Genomic DNA, 16,171 nt, shown 5'->3' on the forward strand with positions numbered 1-16,171 from the left:
CTGCTTAATGTGCGTCGAGCCAATTGTCGGCCGCATTCATTTCAACAATCAACGGGACACCAATGTTTACCGCATTCTCCATACCTTCTTTCACCAGCTTTTTCATGGTTTCCAGTTCGGGTTTTAACACGTCGAAGTTCAATTCGTCGTGTACCTGAAGGATCATTTTTGATTGAAGTTTTTGTCTTTGCATTTCGCGGTGAATGTTGATCATCGCAATTTTAATGATATCGGCTGCCGAACCCTGAATCGGTGCGTTGATGGCGTTTCGCTCGGCCATTCCACGCACCACGGCATTGGCTGAATTAATATCGCTTAAATACCGGCGACGGCCTTTAATGGTTTCCACATAACCCATGTCCTGTGCCAGTTTGATCTGCTTGTCCATAAATTCCCTGATTTTCGGGAAATTCTCAAAGTACCCGTCAATCAGTTCTTTCGCTTCCGTTCGCGGTATATTGAGTCGTTGCGAAAGTCCGAATGCAGAAATTCCATAGATGATACCAAAGTTGGCCGTTTTGGCTTTTCTGCGCATATCCGAATCTACTTTTTCTTCGGGTATCTGGTAAATTTTCGCCGCAGTAATGGCGTGAATATCTTTGTCCTCGCGGAAAGCCAGTTGCATCTCCTCGTCGCCGCTAAGTGCCGCCATAATCCGAAGTTCAATTTGCGAGTAGTCGGCAGAAAGGAAGGTGTGCTCACCGTCGGATGGGATAAAAGCCTTTCGGATTTCGCGCCCGCTTTCGTCGCGGATCGGAATATTCTGAAGGTTCGGATTCACCGAACTCAAACGCCCCGTTGCCGCAATCGCCTGGTTGTACGACGTGTGAATCTTTCCGGTTTTCTTGTTTACCAATAGTGGCAACGCTTCCACATAGGTTGAAAGCAATTTTTTCAAGCCACGGAAATCGAGGATTTTCTGAACGATCGGATGACGGTCTACAAGTCGGATCAACACATCTTCAGAAGTGGAATATTGCTTGGTCTTTGTTTTCTTTACGTTGGTGTCGATCTTTAATTTCTCGAATAAAATGGGGCCTAATTGTTTGGGCGAGGAAACGTTGAATTCTTTACCGGCCAGCTCGATAATTTCTTTTTCGAGCTCAATGATTTGCTCACGTAATACAACGGCATACTTGTTTAACTCTTCCGAATTTAACTTCACACCAGCATTTTCCATGCTGGCCAATACCGGTACCAATGGCATTTCAATGGTTTCGAACAAGTCTCGCACACCTGCTTTATCCAGCTCGGGATCGATGGCCAGCTTCAACTGAAACGTAAGATCGGCGTCCTCGCAGGCATAGTCGCGCAGCTTGTCAACCGGCACCGAACGCATCGTGATCTGGTTTTTCCCTTTTTTCCCGATCAGATGTTCAGTGGGCACCTTTTCGTAGTTCAGGTATTGCAGACACAAGTGGTCGAGGTTGTGTTTCATATCCGGTTGAATCAGGTAATGGGCCAGCATGGTGTCGTAAAGATTACCCTTTACTTCAATGCCGTAATTACTCAGAATCAGGATATCGTACTTAATGTTTTGCCCGATTTTCACCACATTTTCGTCAGCAAAAACTTCACGGAATTCATCCATTACTTTTTGTGCTGCTTTTTTGTCTTTCGGAATGGTGACACAATACGCTTCGTGTGTACGAAATGCAAACGACATGCACACAATCTCGGCAGTGTGGGTATCGAGCCCGGTAGTTTCGGTGTCGAAACAAAATTCTTTTTGAACCGATAATTCAGCGCGCAAACTGGCACGTTGCATTTCGTTTTCGACCAAATAATATTGATGAGGAACCGAATCGATGTTTTCGGTGTTTTTGGTTTCCTGTATAGTTACTTCGGGCGTTCCAAAAAGTGTTCCCTGGAAAGCAGTTTCCACAACCTGCTGAGCTTCTGCAAGATTCAATCTTGTGATCAGCGACTTGAATTCGAGCTCTTCAAAAAGCTTTTTCAGGTCTTCGGCATGTGGTTCTTCGCGAATCAGTTTTTCTTTCTCGAAGTCGATCGGAACATCGGTAATAATGGTGGCCAGCGTCCTCGACAGACGCACCTGCTCTTCATGTTCGATCAGGTTGTCTTTTTGCTTGCCTTTTAGCTTATCAGTGTTTTGGTAGATTCCGTCGATGCTGCCAAAGTCGCCGATCAGTTTTTGTGCTGTCTTGGGGCCGATTCCCGGGCATCCCGGGATGTTGTCCGCCGTGTCGCCCATCAGCCCCAGAATATCGATCATCTGCTCGGCCCGTTCGATGCCATAATTTTCCTTTACCTCGTCAAGCCCCCACACTTCAGCATCGCCACCGGCTTTCCCCGGTTTGTACATTACCACATGTTCCGAAACCAGCTGTGCGTAGTCTTTGTCGGGGGTCATCATATAGGTGGTAAAACCTTCCTTTTCGGCTTTTTTGGCCAGTGTTCCAATCACATCATCCGCCTCAAAACCTTCTTTTTCAATGATCGGAATGTTAAACGCTTCAATAATCCGGCGAATGTATGGGATTGATTTCCGCAGGTCTTCTGGCATTTCCTCGCGGTTGGCTTTGTACTCCTTGTACATCTCGTGCCGGAAAGTAGGTGCAGAAACATCAAAAACCACCCCGATGTAGTCGGGATTTTCCTTCTCGAAAAGTTGAACAATGGTATTGGTAACTCCCAGCATAGCAGAGGTATTTAATCCTTTCGAGTTAAAGCGTGGGTTACGGATGAAGGCAAAATAACTGCGGTAAATCAATGCGTAAGCATCTAAAAGAAAAAGTTTTTGCTGACCAGTTTCTGGCATATTTCGGAATTTTACTGATTATCGGATACAAACCATTCGGCAAACGAAGTTTTGGTTTCGTAAAGCCGCAGGCTAAATAGTGAAACGTTTGAAGGCAAAGCTTGTTGAAGGATGCCGGCAAAATAAGTGACCAGGTTTTCAGAAGTGGGTTGAAAATCCACGACAGTGAGTCGTTCTGTGGTTTGAGCCAGAGCTTGTTTCTGAGCTTCGGGAGTGATCGAATTAATTACCAGTGCATGATCGAAAATCTCAATAATTTTTGAATTTACGATGGTTTTTAGTTGGCTAAAATCCATTACCATTCCGTCTTCCGGATGCCCGGGTTTACTTAAAACCTCCCCGATCAATGTTACTTGCAAATCGTAAGTATGGCCATGTACGTTTTTACAAACTCCGTTGTACGCTAAAAGCGCATGCGCCATTTCAAAATCAAAACACTTGGTTACCCTTATCCTCGGCATTTGTCAGTCCCTTTTGGTGTTGTGAAAGTAAGGTTTTTTTCAGCAAAACAGGAATAGAATTTGGCGAAATGCCAACGCAACCAATTTTGTTAAAATTGCGTCTTTCTGAAGGTAGACAAAACAACGCGAGAGGAGATTTTACTGAAGTATGCGGGGTAAGATTCTAAAAACAGGAAAAATGAAAGTAAAGGTAATTATAACGATGTTCTTGCTGGTTTTTGCAGCATGCAGCTCCGACGAAGAAAATCATATTTTGTCGCTCGGCAAAGATCAGCAGGTGAGGCTGCAGGAAGAGTATGCTTCGCCGGATCAGAATCTGAAGATCGGTGTGGAACACGTAGACGATTCGCGTTGCCCGACAGGAGTGGTTTGTGTTTGGGAAGGTGAGGCAACCGTTTATATGTATGTTCGGCTGCAGGAAGTGAACGAACTGGTGTTGAGTACGGTTCGTCAGCCCAAAGATACGGTTCAGAATTACGAAATTGAATTGATCGATGTAAGTCCGTATCCCGACATCTCACGCGAGATTGAACAAAAAGACTACAAGGTAACGTTGAAAGTCAGAAAGCTTGATCGTTAGAACCAAAGGTGTTCGGCCAGAATTTTAAATCCCATCAAAAGTAAAATGATTCCGCCCAGTATAATGGATTGTTGACTGCGTTTGGCCGGAATGTATTTGCCGAAAAGCATACCCAGCATTGAGGCGATGAAAGTTACCGCTCCAATCACCAGAACAGGCAGTATAATCGGAATTTCGAGGAAGCCATAACTGATTCCCACCACAAATGCGTCGATGCTGGTAGCGATCGAAAGCCCGATCAGTACACTCATTTTAAAAGGATCGAGGTTTTTTAGCGAACCATCTTCTTTGATTCCTTCAACGATCATTTTCCCGCCGATTGCTGCGAGTAAGCCAAAAGCGATCCAGTGGTCAACCGATTTAATTAAATTTTCGATGGCGCTACCGATTACCCAGCCCACGAGTGGAAAAAGTGCCTGAAAAAATGCAAGTGATGCCGCCACTTTGCAAGCTTGCTGAAACTGAATTTCCCGCCGCATTAATCCGCAGGAGACGGAAACGGCAAACGAATCGAAACTCAATCCGATGCCGATCAGTAAAAACGTTATGAATTCGACCAGTGTCATTTTTGAGGAGGCAAAAATAAGCAATTGAATGAGAACGCTACCAATAGTTTGATAAGAGATGTGCGAAATATTTCTGGAAATTTTGCCCGAGGTATTGTTTTCAGGAGAATTGAAAAATCGATATCCCAAAAGGACAGCAAGAACGATGAAATACTCCTTGTTAAGATTACAACCAAGTAAAGTAAATTAAGCACAAAACAATCATGATTTTCAGGAATCACCAACAGGAATGAAAGATATATATCTTTTCAGTTTTGCTCTTCCTGAATGTTTCGCCCCGATGGGGCTAATTTTTTCTCATCTGGAATTTTCTATAAATAGTATCGCAACGCTGTTGCTCAAAAACAGCTGCAGAGCAGCAAAGTATTTATAGACAAACAGACAAGAAAGACCGTTAAGCTGCAGAGCAGCGTAATAAGTTTGATTGTCGAAATAGTTGCTTTTCCAAGGCCTGTATTGATTTTCAAGGCCAGCGAAAAGGAAAAAATCGATGTTTTCAATGTTTAAGTGTGGCTTGTCGACAGCATTTCATAAAAGTAGTTAGATTACAAGGCGCATAAAGCGATTGTGCGTTGAATCGCTTATACATATCACCCCCGGGTTTCACCCGAGGTTAATCTTATTTTATCCCTTCGGGATATTGAGCAGAGTTACAAACTTAAGTCGAGTTAACCGGACAGTAATGTTTGAACACTTCACTTTTTATGGCGCTGAAAACGTCGAATGTGATTAACCCGGTGTATAACGCCGGGATGAAATGATCGAAGGGAAATCGTCCGGAACAGTTAGTTGATCATAGATTTATAAGACTTCCGGACGAAAAATAGCTGTCTTTCGTTGATCGACTTTCATAACAAAAAGGGCGAATCATTGTTTTTGATTCGCCCTTTTTGCGTTTTTTATATTTTGCTATTGCAAATATTTCGAATAGGTAATGATCAACTTGATTCCATCGGGTTGATTGGCTCCTTCCAAAACAACGCGGTTTGCGATATCGGGACGTCTTCCGGTGGTCAGGAAAAATCCCTGATTTCCAACATAGCCTTTTTCTTCAGGATCGGTAATATCAATGATTCGCTGTAAATGCTGTGTAATGTTGAAGTGGTAGGTATAATCACTTCTTAAGTACCCGTCGAAATAAGCATAGCTAAATTCGGTAGCATCAACCGGCATTTTTTCGTCACCGTTTTTATCGATATACGTCAGCAGTAACCGCGATGGCGGCGTATAATTGTCTTTATCGCTGGTAAGGGTATCGATCTGGAAAACCAGTTCGGCTTTGTTGATTGCCGTATTTGTTGAGTCCTGCCAATGCAGCAGATTGTCGATCAAAATTTTTGATTTTAATCCTCCGGTGGGTTGAACGTAGATTTTTGTCTGTTGTTCTTCTTCCTGGTTCAGGTTGCTTTCAAATGCTGTTCCGGTGTAGTCGTGTGTAATGTTACCCACCTTGGCGCTGTATTGTGTTATTCTGAAGACCCTCGAAAGTGTATCGGGAGTAAGCGTGTCTACTTCCTGTTTTAGCCTGTTTTCGTCGTTGTTGTAGTACACCACCAGCAGCGATCCGTTAAACGATGAAGTAGGAACTGTTTCAACGGAAATCAATGCTCCGTTTTCCGAAGAGCTTAGTTTCTCTGCTTCAACATACAGTCCTTTAAACAGATTCAAAAAAGCTTCGTTGGTAGACAAGTCTACTGAATCGGCCGTTACAAGGCGGTTTCCAAGATCGTTGTCGATCGGAATTTTGAGGTATTGATACAGCGTGTCGGCTGTTGTCGAATCAAGCTCAACTTTGGGTGTAAATGTTAGTTCGCCAATCACGTCGGGCGAAGCCATCATTTTCAGGTCGGTTTCCTGTGTGTATTCGATATCCGGATTCAGCGCTTCCTGCATCTCATAAACCTTTACATTCTGAGGAGTAATGGTGTCGCCAAAAATAATCCGGTAATAAAGCACCAGAAAAGTAGAGTCGGCTGCCGGGTTGTCTCCGAAATCGGGATAAGAGGTGAGTCGGAACTGCGAAGCGAAACTGGCGGTTGTATTTCCAAAAACCGGATCGTTCATGCTGCCCAGAAGGTTGGTAGTATGTTCGCTCGTCACAATGTTGTCTTCAGTAAAAGTAAAAGCAGAAATATCGCTTTTCACTTCCACACTTTTTACGTTGATCAGATCTTCTCCGGGAAGCAGTTCAAGTCCAAGTTCGTTTTTGTCGTTGCAGGCAGTAAATACCATTACCAGGAAGAGGAATCCGGTTCCGAAACGAAGCATCTGATGGATATATTTTCTCACGTAATTTCCGATTTTAATTATTAACCTTTTCTGTTTTCTCTTAAATCACACAAACGTATGAAAAAACAACGAGAGCATTTCGGCAATCACTGTTTTAATGAAGATTTTAAAATTTATTTTGATCTTTTAACAAAGTTTTGATGCTAAACCTTGTCGTAAAATTCGTTATAGGCATCGATGTAAGTTTCTTTGGGATGATAGTCCAAAAATAATTTACCCGATTTTTTAATGTAATCCTTCACGTCGCCGTTAATGTTTTCGGTTCCCTGAATCGCAGCGTCCGAGTAATCGATGGCCAGTTTGCTAACATTCAGGAACGAAGGATCATTGATCACTTCAACATCTTCCTTTGTAATTCCATCGAGCAAAAGCTTTTCGTTGAAACGCGGGTCGAGCGTTTTTTTGAAATCGTCGTTGTAAACCGAATAAACTACTTTCGACTGGCTGAAGAGCGGGTCGTTGTAGTAATATTTTTTAATGTACAACGGAACGAGCGAGGTAAGCCAGCCGTGGCAATGAATAATATCGGGTGCCCAACGCAGTTTAATTACGGTTTCCAATACCCCGCGGGCAAAGAAAACGGCACGCTCGTCGTTGTCTTCAAATTCATTTCCTTTGTCATCTTTCAGGATGGCTTTCCGCTGGAAATAGTCTTCGTTGTCGATAAAATACACCTGCATCCGGGCAGCCTGAATCGAAGCTACTTTTATGATCAACGGATGGTCGGTATCGTTAATAACCAGGTTCATCCCGGATAAACGGATCACTTCGTGAAGTTGGTTACGACGCTCGTTCACATTACCATAGCGGGGCATAAATGTTCGTATCTCTCTGCCTCTTTCCTGAACACCTTGCGGCAAATACCGGGCTATTTCCGACATTTCGCTTTCTGGTAAGTAAGGTGTTATTTCTTGTGAGATATAAAGGATTCTTTTCTTTTCCATCAACCAATTGTGCAGTTAAAAACAGGGGGCAAAATTAATAAAAATAAACTTAATATTCAATTTAACTTGGTTAGGTTCAGTTACTCTACCTGAATTTTGTGGTATTTTCACAATTATATTTGTTTACTTTGCAGCCGCAAATTGAGGGGTATGAAACTCGTAAGGACAGTAGAAGATCTGCAACAGGAACTAGAAAATTCGGGCCACGCAACGGGGGTCGGATTTGTGCCAACCATGGGGGCACTGCATAAGGGGCACTTGTCGCTGGTAACACGCGCAGTAGCTGAAAACAAGGTGGTTGTGGTGAGCATTTTTGTTAACCCAACCCAGTTTAATGATCCCAAAGATATGGAGCGTTATCCGCGTACTTTGGAGGCCGATTTGGAGCTGCTGAAGCCCACCGGATGTGGTATTGTTTTCGCACCGCCGGTTCAGGAAATTTATCCCGAAACCGACACCCGAAAATTTAATTTTGGAGAGCTCGAAACCGTAATGGAAGGAAAGTTTCGTCCGGGGCATTTTAACGGGGTGGCACAAGTGGTAAGCCGCTTGTTTGAACTGGTAAAACCGGCGAAGGCATATTTTGGCTTAAAAGACTTTCAGCAGTTGGCCATCATAAAAAACATGGTAAAACAGCTGCAGCTTCCGGTCGAAATTGTACCTTGCGCCATTGTTCGTGAAGCAAACGGACTGGCAATGAGTTCGCGTAACGAATTGTTAACCAGCGAGCAGCGCGAGAATGCCGTGACGATTTCCAAAACGCTGTTCAGGGCTAAAGAACTTAACGGGCAGAAAAACGTAAATGAACTTGCAGAATGGGTAATCAGCGAAGTAAACAATAACCCGTTTCTGGAAGTTGAATATTTTGAAATAGTAGACGACGAGCAGCTGCAACCCGTTAAAAGCTGGGATGAAAATTCCGTCAAAGTCGGGTGCATTGCAGCTTATTGCGGAAAGATCAGATTGATCGACAATATAGTTTTTAACTAGAAAGGCAAAGCCATGCAAATTGAAGTTTGTAAATCAAAAATTCATAAAGTAACCGTTACGGAAGCTAACCTGCAGTATGTGGGGAGCATTACCATCGACGAAGATTTGATGGACGCAGCCAACCTGATTGAAAATGAAAAGGTTCAGGTGGTGAACATCAACAATGGCGAACGTTTGGAAACATACGTGATTAAGGGAGAGCGCGGCTCGGGAACCATTTGTTTGAATGGACCCGCAGCGCGTAAAGTAGCCGTAGGCGACGTAGTGATTATTATTTCTTACGGAATCATGGATTTCGAAGAAGCCAAAACTTTTAAACCCAGCCTGGTTTTCCCCGACACCGAGACGAACAGCATTGTTTAAAGAAGTTTTTAAAAATAGGACAACCTCGCAGTTCGAAACGGCGAGGTTTTTTTATTTTTATAGGTGTTAATTTCAGAAATGAATAAAAACATCCGATTCTCTATGAACTTAATGACCAAATCTAAAATATTCAGAGACTTTGCCTCTTTTTCACCGCTTTTGCAGATATGGAAGGGAAGCAATCATACCATTGTTTTTACCAATGGTTGTTTCGATCTGATTCATCATGGTCATGTGGATGCGTTACAGGAATCGGCGGCATTGGGCACAAAACTTATTGTGGGCCTGAATTCCGATACATCGGTGCGGAGACTAAAAGGCGAGAACCGGCCTATTTTAAAGGAAATGGAGCGGGCTGCAGTGCTGGCAGCCTTCGAGTGTGTGGATGCCGTGATCATTTTTAACGAAGAAACTCCGGCCGAGATCATCGCACAAATAATTCCGGATGTGTTGGTAAAGGGCTCCGAATATAAAATAGAAGAAATTGCGGGTCACGATACGGTACTCAACAACGGCGGAAAAGTGGAACGACTTGACCTGGTGGAGGGCATCTCGACCAGCGAATTGATTGAACGCATAAAAAAACTATAAAAAACCTCTGTGAAGCCTCGGTGCTCTCTGTGGTTTGTCCTTCTATTTTACCACAGAGGATACAGAGAAGTCACGGAGAAAACTGATATTAATGAGCAAAACCAAAAGCATATACACCTGCCAGAATTGCGGGGCCCAGTCTCCCAAATGGCTCGGAAAATGTACCTCGTGCGGCGAATGGAATACCTTGGTGGAAGAAATTGTGGCCACCAAACAAAGTACAGGAAAGCTGTCGGTGCAGCTTTCAGGAAACCAGCCACTGACACTCGATAAGATCGAAACCGCAAAAAACAGCCGGATTTCGGTGGGAATTGAAGAATTTAACCGGGTGCTGGGTGGCGGTATCGTTCCCGGTTCGCTGATTCTGCTGGGTGGTGATCCCGGCATTGGAAAATCGACACTGGCGTTGCAAATGGCGCTGGGGTTGAACGGGAAAAATATTCTGTACATCTCGGGGGAGGAAAGCCTGCAGCAGATTAAACTCCGTGCCGAGCGCTTGACGAATAACGCCAGCAATTGTTTGTTTTTGAGCGAAACCTCGCTTGAAAATATTCTGGCACATACCGAGCAGATCAAACCCGAAGTATTGATCGTCGATTCCATTCAAACCATTTCCACTGAATTGATCGAATCTTCGCCAGGTTCGGTGGGGCAGGTGCGCGAGTGTACCGCTGCGATTTTAAAGTTTGCCAAAAAGAATGATGTGGCCGTGGTGCTTATCGGGCACATTACAAAAGAAGGGAGTCTGGCCGGGCCAAAAGTGCTCGAACACATGGTGGATACGGTTCTCCAGTTTGAAGGCGACACCAACTATATGTACCGGATTTTGCGCTCGAATAAGAACCGTTTTGGCTCTACCAACGAACTGGGTATTTTTGAAATGCGCAGCGACGGTTTACGCGAAATCACCAATCCTTCCGAACAACTGATTTCGAAAGTGAGCCACGATGTGAGCGGAACCGCAATTGCAGCTACCATCGAAGGTATGCGGCCTTTCCTGATTGAAATTCAGGCGCTGGTTAGCTCTGCTGCATACGGAACACCGCAGCGTTCTTCCACCGGTTTTGATCTTCGCCGGTTGAACATGTTGCTGGCGGTGCTCGAAAAAAGGGCGGGGTTTAAACTGATTGCCAAGGACGTATTTCTGAACATTGCCGGCGGAATTAAAATCAGCGATCCGGCGACCGACCTCGCTGTGATTTGCTCGATTCTTTCATCGAACATCAATATTGCGATTAACCACAAAATTTGTTTTGCAGGCGAAGTCGGATTAACGGGCGAAATTCGTGCTGTGAGTCGCATTGAACAACGCATTGCCGAAGCTGCAAAACTGGGATTTTCCAGAATTTATGTACCATCGCTCAATAAAGGTTTTGATGCGAAGAAATTTAACATCGATATTGTGAAAGTAAGCCGGGTGGAAGAGGTGTTCAAAACCATTTTTGCTTAAAAACGATTAATTCCGGAGCGCGTAAATCAGTCCACTTCAGCAGGGCGTACATATTAAGTTACGGCTCCAACGAGGCTTTCCAAAAGTTGATGATAAGGTTCTTGTAAGAAGCACAAGAATCGCAAAGGCCGCAGATGACTCATTGCCAGCCTCCGTTTTTGCGTTCTTTGGGGTAATCCTTGGCGTACTCTGCGTGAAATATGCTTTTTAGACTGCCTTCGTTGATGGCGAAGACTCTGCTTGCAGTGAAACACGTGGTAAATAAACTTTTTTAACTACCTAATTTTGATTTGTAAGCCAACTATTTATAATTTGGCACCCTGATGAAGAAAATATTTCAACTTATACTATTGGTAACGGTTGTTGCGCTGGCTTCGTGCGACGATCCTGTGGTTCCGAAGCCCAAGCATTTGATCAAAGAACATCAGATGATCGATATGCTGGTGGATATTCATTTGGCGGAGGCTACTTACAACCGGTTTCGGTACGATACGCTTATGCGGGATAACTCTTCCGTGAATTTTTACTATTCCGTACTTGATAAGTACAATGTTCAGGATTCGGTCTTCGAGCAATCTTTTATTTATTACGCGAGCGTTCCGAAAAATTTCGATAAAATGTACCGGAAAGTAACGTCGAAGCTTAGTGAAATGGAACAGGAATTATCGGGAAGAAAGCAGGACGAACTGAAGTTGAAAGAAGAGCCGGAAGAAGCAAAATAGCCAAACGATGTGAGAAAACTGGCGGCCACATATATTTTCCCTGGAGACAGGCCTCCTGTAAAAAATGGTCTTCTCGTTTGTGAGGATGACGGAACCATTATTGATCTGCTCGAAAGAGAGGACAACTGGAAGGAAGAAGCCAGTGTGGAATACTACAGTGGTGTTATGGTCCCCGGTTTTGTGAATGCACATTGTCACCTCGAACTTTCTCACTTGCATAAGAAATTGGAAGCGCATACCGGTATTGGCGCTTTTATCGGGCAGATCAATCAACACCGAAAGGCAGAGCCCGATGTTGTTTTGAAAGCAATGCAGCTGGCCGATCGTTTGATGTGGGCCGCGGGGATTGCTGCAGTAGGAGACATTTCCAATTCGAATGCTTCGATTCCGGTTAAACAAAAAAGCAAAATTTACTACCATACCTTCGCCGAAACTTTCGGCTTTCATCCTTCGCGTGCCGAGCGGGCATTTGAGCTGGCCGTTCAGGTCCGGGATGAATGCATAAAAAGTGGCTTACCGGCAAACATTGTTCCTCATTCGCCTTATTCAGTTTCTGAACCGCTGTTCCGGAAAATTCAAAACGAAGCTGCGAAAGCAAAGAGTATTCTTTCGATCCACAACCAGGAAAGCAAAGCTGAGGAACAGTTTTTTAAAGACGGTACCGGTCCGATAGCCGGACATTTTCAACACAATATTGGGCTCGATTTGTCGCACTGGCAAGCCGGGAAAAGGAATTCGTTGGATGCAACGTTGGAATTTCTGCCCACTGAGAATACTTTGTTACTGGTGCATAACACTTTCACCGGCGGAGATGATCTGAAATTGTTGCAAACACAACGTTCGGTTGATAATACGTTCCTGGTGCTTTGTCCGGGATCCAATTTATTCATAGAAAACACGCTTCCTCCGGTGCAACTTTTCCGCAAATTTAACATGAACATTTGCCTGGGGACGGATAGCCTCGCTTCCAATAGTGCGCTTTCTGTTGTAAAGGAGATGATCACGTTACATCAATATTTTCCGGAAGTTGGCTTGGAGGAACTCGTGAGTTGGGCGTGCTTCAAGGGTGCAAAAGCCCTGAATATTGCTGAAAAATTTGGAAGTTTTGAGCCCGGTAAAAAGCCAGGGGTGAATCTGCTAACAGGAGTTCAGCTCAAAAACTTACGGCTCACTGAACATACAAAAGTGAAGCGCCTGCTGTAAAATCCACTACCTGAAATATTTTCTACCTTTGCCCTGTTTTAAGAAAGTTGAACTGTGGCATTTGAGCGGTAAAAGTAGCCGCTTGCCCAATGGATAGAAGGAACTAAAGATGAAGATTGGAAATCTTGAGCTGGGAAATACTCCGCTTTTTCTGGCACCGATGGAAGATGTGACGTACAAGTCGTTTCGGTGGATGTGCAAGAAATTTGGAGCCGATGTAATGTACACCGAGTTTGTGTCGTCGGAGGCATTGGTACGCGATATTCAAAAGACCCGAGAAAAAATGCATCTGTTTGAATTTGACCGGCCGGTGGCGATTCAGATCTATGGTCATAACATCGAATCGATGGTGCGTGCTGCACAGGTAGCAGAAGAAAGCCAGCCCGATTTTATCGACATCAATTTTGGCTGCCCCATGAAAAAGATCATTCGTCATGGCGCGGGATCAGCCATGTTGAAAGATCTCCCCAAAATGCAGCAGATGGCAGCGGAAATTGTAAAGGCAGTGAACGTTCCGGTTACCGCCAAAACCCGTCTGGGCTGGACTGCCGGAGATACTCCGATTCTGGAAGCTGCAGAACGCTTGCAGGATGCCGGGATTGAGGCACTCGCCATTCATGGCAGAACCCGCGAGCAACTTTATACAGGTGTAGCCGACTGGAGTTTGATCGGGGAAGTGAAAAATCATCCAAACATCAGGATTCCTATTATTGGCAACGGAGACATTAACAGTGGAGAGCAAGCAAAACGTTTGCTGGACGAAACCGGTGTTGACGGATTGATGATCGGTCGGGGAGCCATTGGAAGACCCTGGCTTTTCCGCGAAGTAAAGCATTATCTTTCAACAGGCGAGGAATTTCCGCAACCCACGGTTGCCGAAGTGGTAGATGTGTTGAAGGAGCAAATGTTTATGAACCTGGAGTGGAAAGACAACGAACGTTCCGGAATTCTGATGATGCGCCGGCATTTTGCAAAATATTTCCCCGGTCTGCCCAACTTCCGCGAACTAAAAATTGCGCTGCTTCGGGCTGAGACGAACGATGAGGTAAATAAGATTTTGGTGAAAATTGTAGAGCAATATGGCGAATACCGCCTTGATTTTAACAATTCAAGTTTAAAATGAAGAAAAATAGTTATACCCAATATTTTTCAGAAGAGTCGCTTTGGGAAAAGCTTAAAAAATACGCCAAAGAGGCAGGAACAAAGGTTGTTTATGCCGTTTTACTCTTGTTCTACACCATGCAGGATAAAGGAACGGGGATCAAAACAAAGCTGAGCATTGCCGCTGCGCTTGGGTATTTTATCCTGCCTACCGATGCCATTTTTGACCTTACTCCATTAATCGGTTATTCCGACGATCTGGGAGTTTTGTTGTTTGCGCTTTCACAGATATCGAAGAGTATCACACCTGAGATTAAAGAGAAAGCAAAGCAAAAACTCAACGATTGGTTTGGCGAAATCAATCCCGAAGATATTAAAGAGATAGACGACCAGACGAAGTGATAGTCTTTTGTTAAGAGACGTTAACGCCTGTAAATGAGTTCAGTCTGGCACGCCGTTTGAATGTTAAAGTAATGCAAGGAGGCTTCAAATAATGAAGTGGTTGCTGAGGGATAATTGAGGTTGAGAGGTAACCTTGCTTTTTGTTTTTTGTTTTTTGGGAAGGAATCTACCTTCGAATTGTTAGCGAAATAGCCTCGGGAAACCGGGGCTATTTTTTTGTGCATTTTTCGTGTGTTTGTGCTATTTTCGATACTTTTGAAAGCATAATACAGCCTATGCACGGATTTGATTTTTCAACACTTCAATGGATTTTATTTGCCGTTTGCGCACTTTTGGTGGGCATGTCGAAAGTTGGTGTTCCCGGTGTATCCATGCTGGTAGTTCCGGCACTGGCCATTGTTTTTGGCGGGAAAGCTTCCGCCGGATTTTTGCTGCCAATGCTAATGATGGCCGATGTGTTTGCGGTTAGTTATTATCACCGCCATGCCGAATGGAAATACCTATGGAAGCTGCTTCCGTGGGCCTTTGTGGGCATTGGAATTGCGCTTTGGGTGGGGCATGTGGTAAACGACGAATGGTTCAAAAACATCATGGCAGTTCTGGTTTTTCTGTGCATCGGGCTGATGCTGTGGAAGGACCGTCAGAGAAAAGAGCAGCTTTTTCCCAATACCTGGTGGTTTGCTGCTGCCATGGGGGTACTGGGGGGCTTTGCCACGATGATCGGAAACGTAGCCGGCCCCATTTTTGCCATTTATTTACTGGCCATGCACCTGCCTAAAAAATCGTTTATCGGCACCGGGGCGTGGTTTTTTCTGATCGTCAATTTTTCAAAATTTCCGCTCCATATTCTGGTTTGGAAGACCATCAACTGGCAAACACTAACGCTTAATGTTTTGATGCTACCCTCCATTGCTTTGGGCGCATTTCTTGGAATTGTACTGGTTAAACAGATTTCTGAAAAACTATACCGCACAGCAGTGATTGTTTTAACTGCACTTTCTGCATTTTTATTATTGATATGAAGCAACTTACAGATTTTTTTGAGGACAAAGAGGTTAATTCGGTTCTTGATGTAGGAACCGGCCCCGGGAATTTTATCGGAGTGTTGGAAAAAGTGTTTCCAGCAGCAGAGATGTATGGTGTTGATCCCGATGAAGAGGCATTGAAAGAAGCTACCCAAAAGTATCCTTCAGCGCATTTTTCGGTAATGAAAGGGGAGACGCTTGCGTTTGAGAACGAACACTTTGATGCTGCCAGCATATCGATGGCGCTTCACCATCTTTCCGATGTCCAGGCAACACTGAAGGAGATGCAACGGGTGGTTAAGCCCGGAGGGTGGATTATCATCAACGAACTTTTCAGCGATCATCTGAATCCGGCACAGGAAGTGCATAAAGCAATGCATCATTTCAGAAGCAAAATTGACCGATTAAACGGAATCTGTCACAATAATTCATTTCAAAAAAATGAGATTCTGGAGATGGCAGAGACTTCAGGATTAAAAATTTGTCTTCATTTTGATTATAACAGTAAAGCGGCGACTACCGATGCCACCGATATTGAAGAAAGAAAGAAAAAGCTGCACGAAGCTGTAGAAACGATAAAAGACAAGCCTCAGTATTTAACTTTCAAAGAGGAAATTCCTGAAATTGAAGCGGCTCTTGGTCAATTTGGTTTTGAAATGGCTACGTGTTTAGTGGTGGTGGGCGAGGTTCAGTAATGTAACA

At 44.2% G+C, this 16,171-nt stretch carries 16 protein-coding genes; 11 read left to right on the forward strand and 5 right to left on the reverse strand.

The genetic code is table 11. The features are described 5' to 3' along the window. Positions 1-4: 4 nt before the first annotated feature. Together polA and MR764_RS00090 are read right to left on the reverse strand one after the other, a co-directional pair. The gene (gene polA, locus MR764_RS00085) at positions 5-2,782 is read right to left on the reverse strand and encodes a DNA polymerase I (RefSeq protein WP_247977341.1); all 2,778 of its coding nucleotides are present in this window, start codon (positions 2,780-2,782) and stop codon (positions 5-7) included. A gap of 11 nt (positions 2,783-2,793) precedes the next feature. Continuing rightward, positions 2,794-3,243, reverse strand: coding sequence for a 6-carboxytetrahydropterin synthase (locus MR764_RS00090; protein ID WP_247977342.1), 450 nt, complete (start codon positions 3,241-3,243; stop codon positions 2,794-2,796). 178 nt (positions 3,244-3,421) lie between these two features. On the opposite strand from MR764_RS00090, the gene MR764_RS00095 reads away from it, so the two are divergent. Next, the gene (locus MR764_RS00095; RefSeq protein ID WP_247977343.1) at positions 3,422-3,823 is read left to right on the forward strand and encodes a hypothetical protein; all 402 of its coding nucleotides are present in this window, start codon (positions 3,422-3,424) and stop codon (positions 3,821-3,823) included. On the opposite strand, the gene MR764_RS00100 is transcribed toward MR764_RS00095, so the two are convergent. The 3 genes from MR764_RS00100 to MR764_RS00110 all read right to left on the reverse strand — a co-directional run bounded on the left by MR764_RS00100 (position 3,820) and on the right by MR764_RS00110 (position 7,622). Further along, a complete protein-coding gene (locus MR764_RS00100; protein ID WP_247977344.1) occupies positions 3,820-4,389 on the reverse strand; it encodes a manganese efflux pump MntP family protein in 570 nt (189 codons plus the stop codon). The two genes, MR764_RS00095 and MR764_RS00100, sit on opposite strands and share 4 nt — an antisense overlap. Positions 4,390-5,298: 909 nt before the next feature. Then, positions 5,299-6,678, reverse strand: a complete 1,380-nt coding sequence (locus MR764_RS00105) for a DUF4270 domain-containing protein (protein ID WP_247977345.1) — start codon at positions 6,676-6,678, stop codon at positions 5,299-5,301. A gap of 143 nt (positions 6,679-6,821) precedes the next feature. After that, a complete protein-coding gene (locus MR764_RS00110; RefSeq protein WP_247977346.1) occupies positions 6,822-7,622 on the reverse strand; it encodes a glycogen/starch synthase in 801 nt (266 codons plus the stop codon). A gap of 150 nt (positions 7,623-7,772) precedes the next feature. Here MR764_RS00110 and panC point away from each other — a divergent pair, with 150 nt between their 5' ends. From panC to MR764_RS00160, 10 genes are all read left to right on the forward strand, one after another. Beyond that, positions 7,773-8,612, forward strand: a complete 840-nt coding sequence (gene panC, locus MR764_RS00115) for a pantoate--beta-alanine ligase (RefSeq protein ID WP_247977347.1) — start codon at positions 7,773-7,775, stop codon at positions 8,610-8,612. Between the two features lie 12 nt (positions 8,613-8,624). Then, complete coding sequence (gene panD / locus MR764_RS00120) at positions 8,625-8,975, forward strand: aspartate 1-decarboxylase (protein WP_247977348.1); 351 nt, start codon at positions 8,625-8,627, stop codon at positions 8,973-8,975. A gap of 111 nt (positions 8,976-9,086) precedes the next feature. Further along, complete coding sequence (rfaE2, locus tag MR764_RS00125; protein ID WP_247977349.1) at positions 9,087-9,566, forward strand: D-glycero-beta-D-manno-heptose 1-phosphate adenylyltransferase; 480 nt, start codon at positions 9,087-9,089, stop codon at positions 9,564-9,566. A 91-nt stretch (positions 9,567-9,657) separates the two neighbouring features. Next, complete coding sequence (gene radA / locus MR764_RS00130; RefSeq protein ID WP_247977350.1) at positions 9,658-11,016, forward strand: DNA repair protein RadA; 1,359 nt, start codon at positions 9,658-9,660, stop codon at positions 11,014-11,016. Positions 11,017-11,339: 323 nt separating this feature from the next. After that, entirely contained in the window at positions 11,340-11,738 is a 399-nt protein-coding gene (locus MR764_RS00135; protein ID WP_247977351.1) for a DUF4296 domain-containing protein, read from the forward strand. A 9-nt stretch (positions 11,739-11,747) separates the two neighbouring features. After that, entirely contained in the window at positions 11,748-12,941 is a 1,194-nt protein-coding gene (locus MR764_RS00140) for an amidohydrolase family protein (protein ID WP_247977352.1), read from the forward strand. A 109-nt stretch (positions 12,942-13,050) separates the two neighbouring features. Next, on the forward strand, positions 13,051-14,064 hold the full coding sequence (dusB, locus tag MR764_RS00145; RefSeq protein ID WP_247977353.1) for a tRNA dihydrouridine synthase DusB: 1,014 nt from the start codon (positions 13,051-13,053) through the stop codon (positions 14,062-14,064). Beyond that, a complete protein-coding gene (locus MR764_RS00150) occupies positions 14,061-14,444 on the forward strand; it encodes a YkvA family protein (RefSeq protein ID WP_247977354.1) in 384 nt (127 codons plus the stop codon). The genes dusB and MR764_RS00150 overlap by 4 nt, the downstream gene beginning before the upstream one ends. A gap of 275 nt (positions 14,445-14,719) precedes the next feature. Further along, a complete protein-coding gene (locus tag MR764_RS00155; RefSeq protein WP_247977355.1) occupies positions 14,720-15,466 on the forward strand; it encodes a sulfite exporter TauE/SafE family protein in 747 nt (248 codons plus the stop codon). Then, positions 15,463-16,164 carry a class I SAM-dependent methyltransferase gene (locus tag MR764_RS00160; RefSeq protein ID WP_247977356.1) on the forward strand — a complete coding sequence of 234 codons (702 nt, stop codon included), beginning with the start codon at positions 15,463-15,465 and terminating at the stop codon, positions 16,162-16,164. The genes MR764_RS00155 and MR764_RS00160 overlap by 4 nt, the downstream gene beginning before the upstream one ends. The last annotated feature ends 7 nt before the right edge of the window (positions 16,165-16,171 follow it).

Origin of the sequence: Maribellus sp. YY47 (assembly GCF_023111095.1) — a bacterium.
Classification (GTDB): Bacteria; Bacteroidota; Bacteroidia; order Bacteroidales; family Prolixibacteraceae; genus Draconibacterium.

What these genes read in the sequence shown, in the direction of transcription:
- polA (WP_247977341.1), bottom strand. Translation starts at nt 2,782, where the DNA reads ATGCCAGAAACTGGTCAGCAAAAACTTTTTCTTTTAGATGCTTACGCA.
- MR764_RS00090 (WP_247977342.1), bottom strand. Translation starts at nt 3,243, where the DNA reads ATGCCGAGGATAAGGGTAACCAAGTGTTTTGATTTTGAAATGGCGCAT.
- MR764_RS00095 (WP_247977343.1), top strand. Translation starts at nt 3,422, where the DNA reads ATGAAAGTAAAGGTAATTATAACGATGTTCTTGCTGGTTTTTGCAGCA.
- MR764_RS00100 (WP_247977344.1), bottom strand. Translation starts at nt 4,389, where the DNA reads ATGACACTGGTCGAATTCATAACGTTTTTACTGATCGGCATCGGATTG.
- MR764_RS00110 (WP_247977346.1), bottom strand. Translation starts at nt 7,622, where the DNA reads ATGGAAAAGAAAAGAATCCTTTATATCTCACAAGAAATAACACCTTAC.
- panC (WP_247977347.1), top strand. Translation starts at nt 7,773, where the DNA reads ATGAAACTCGTAAGGACAGTAGAAGATCTGCAACAGGAACTAGAAAAT.
- panD (WP_247977348.1), top strand. Translation starts at nt 8,625, where the DNA reads ATGCAAATTGAAGTTTGTAAATCAAAAATTCATAAAGTAACCGTTACG.
- rfaE2 (WP_247977349.1), top strand. Translation starts at nt 9,087, where the DNA reads ATGACCAAATCTAAAATATTCAGAGACTTTGCCTCTTTTTCACCGCTT.
- radA (WP_247977350.1), top strand. Translation starts at nt 9,658, where the DNA reads ATGAGCAAAACCAAAAGCATATACACCTGCCAGAATTGCGGGGCCCAG.
- MR764_RS00135 (WP_247977351.1), top strand. Translation starts at nt 11,340, where the DNA reads ATGAAGAAAATATTTCAACTTATACTATTGGTAACGGTTGTTGCGCTG.
- dusB (WP_247977353.1), top strand. Translation starts at nt 13,051, where the DNA reads ATGAAGATTGGAAATCTTGAGCTGGGAAATACTCCGCTTTTTCTGGCA.
- MR764_RS00150 (WP_247977354.1), top strand. Translation starts at nt 14,061, where the DNA reads ATGAAGAAAAATAGTTATACCCAATATTTTTCAGAAGAGTCGCTTTGG.
- MR764_RS00155 (WP_247977355.1), top strand. Translation starts at nt 14,720, where the DNA reads ATGCACGGATTTGATTTTTCAACACTTCAATGGATTTTATTTGCCGTT.
- MR764_RS00160 (WP_247977356.1), top strand. Translation starts at nt 15,463, where the DNA reads ATGAAGCAACTTACAGATTTTTTTGAGGACAAAGAGGTTAATTCGGTT.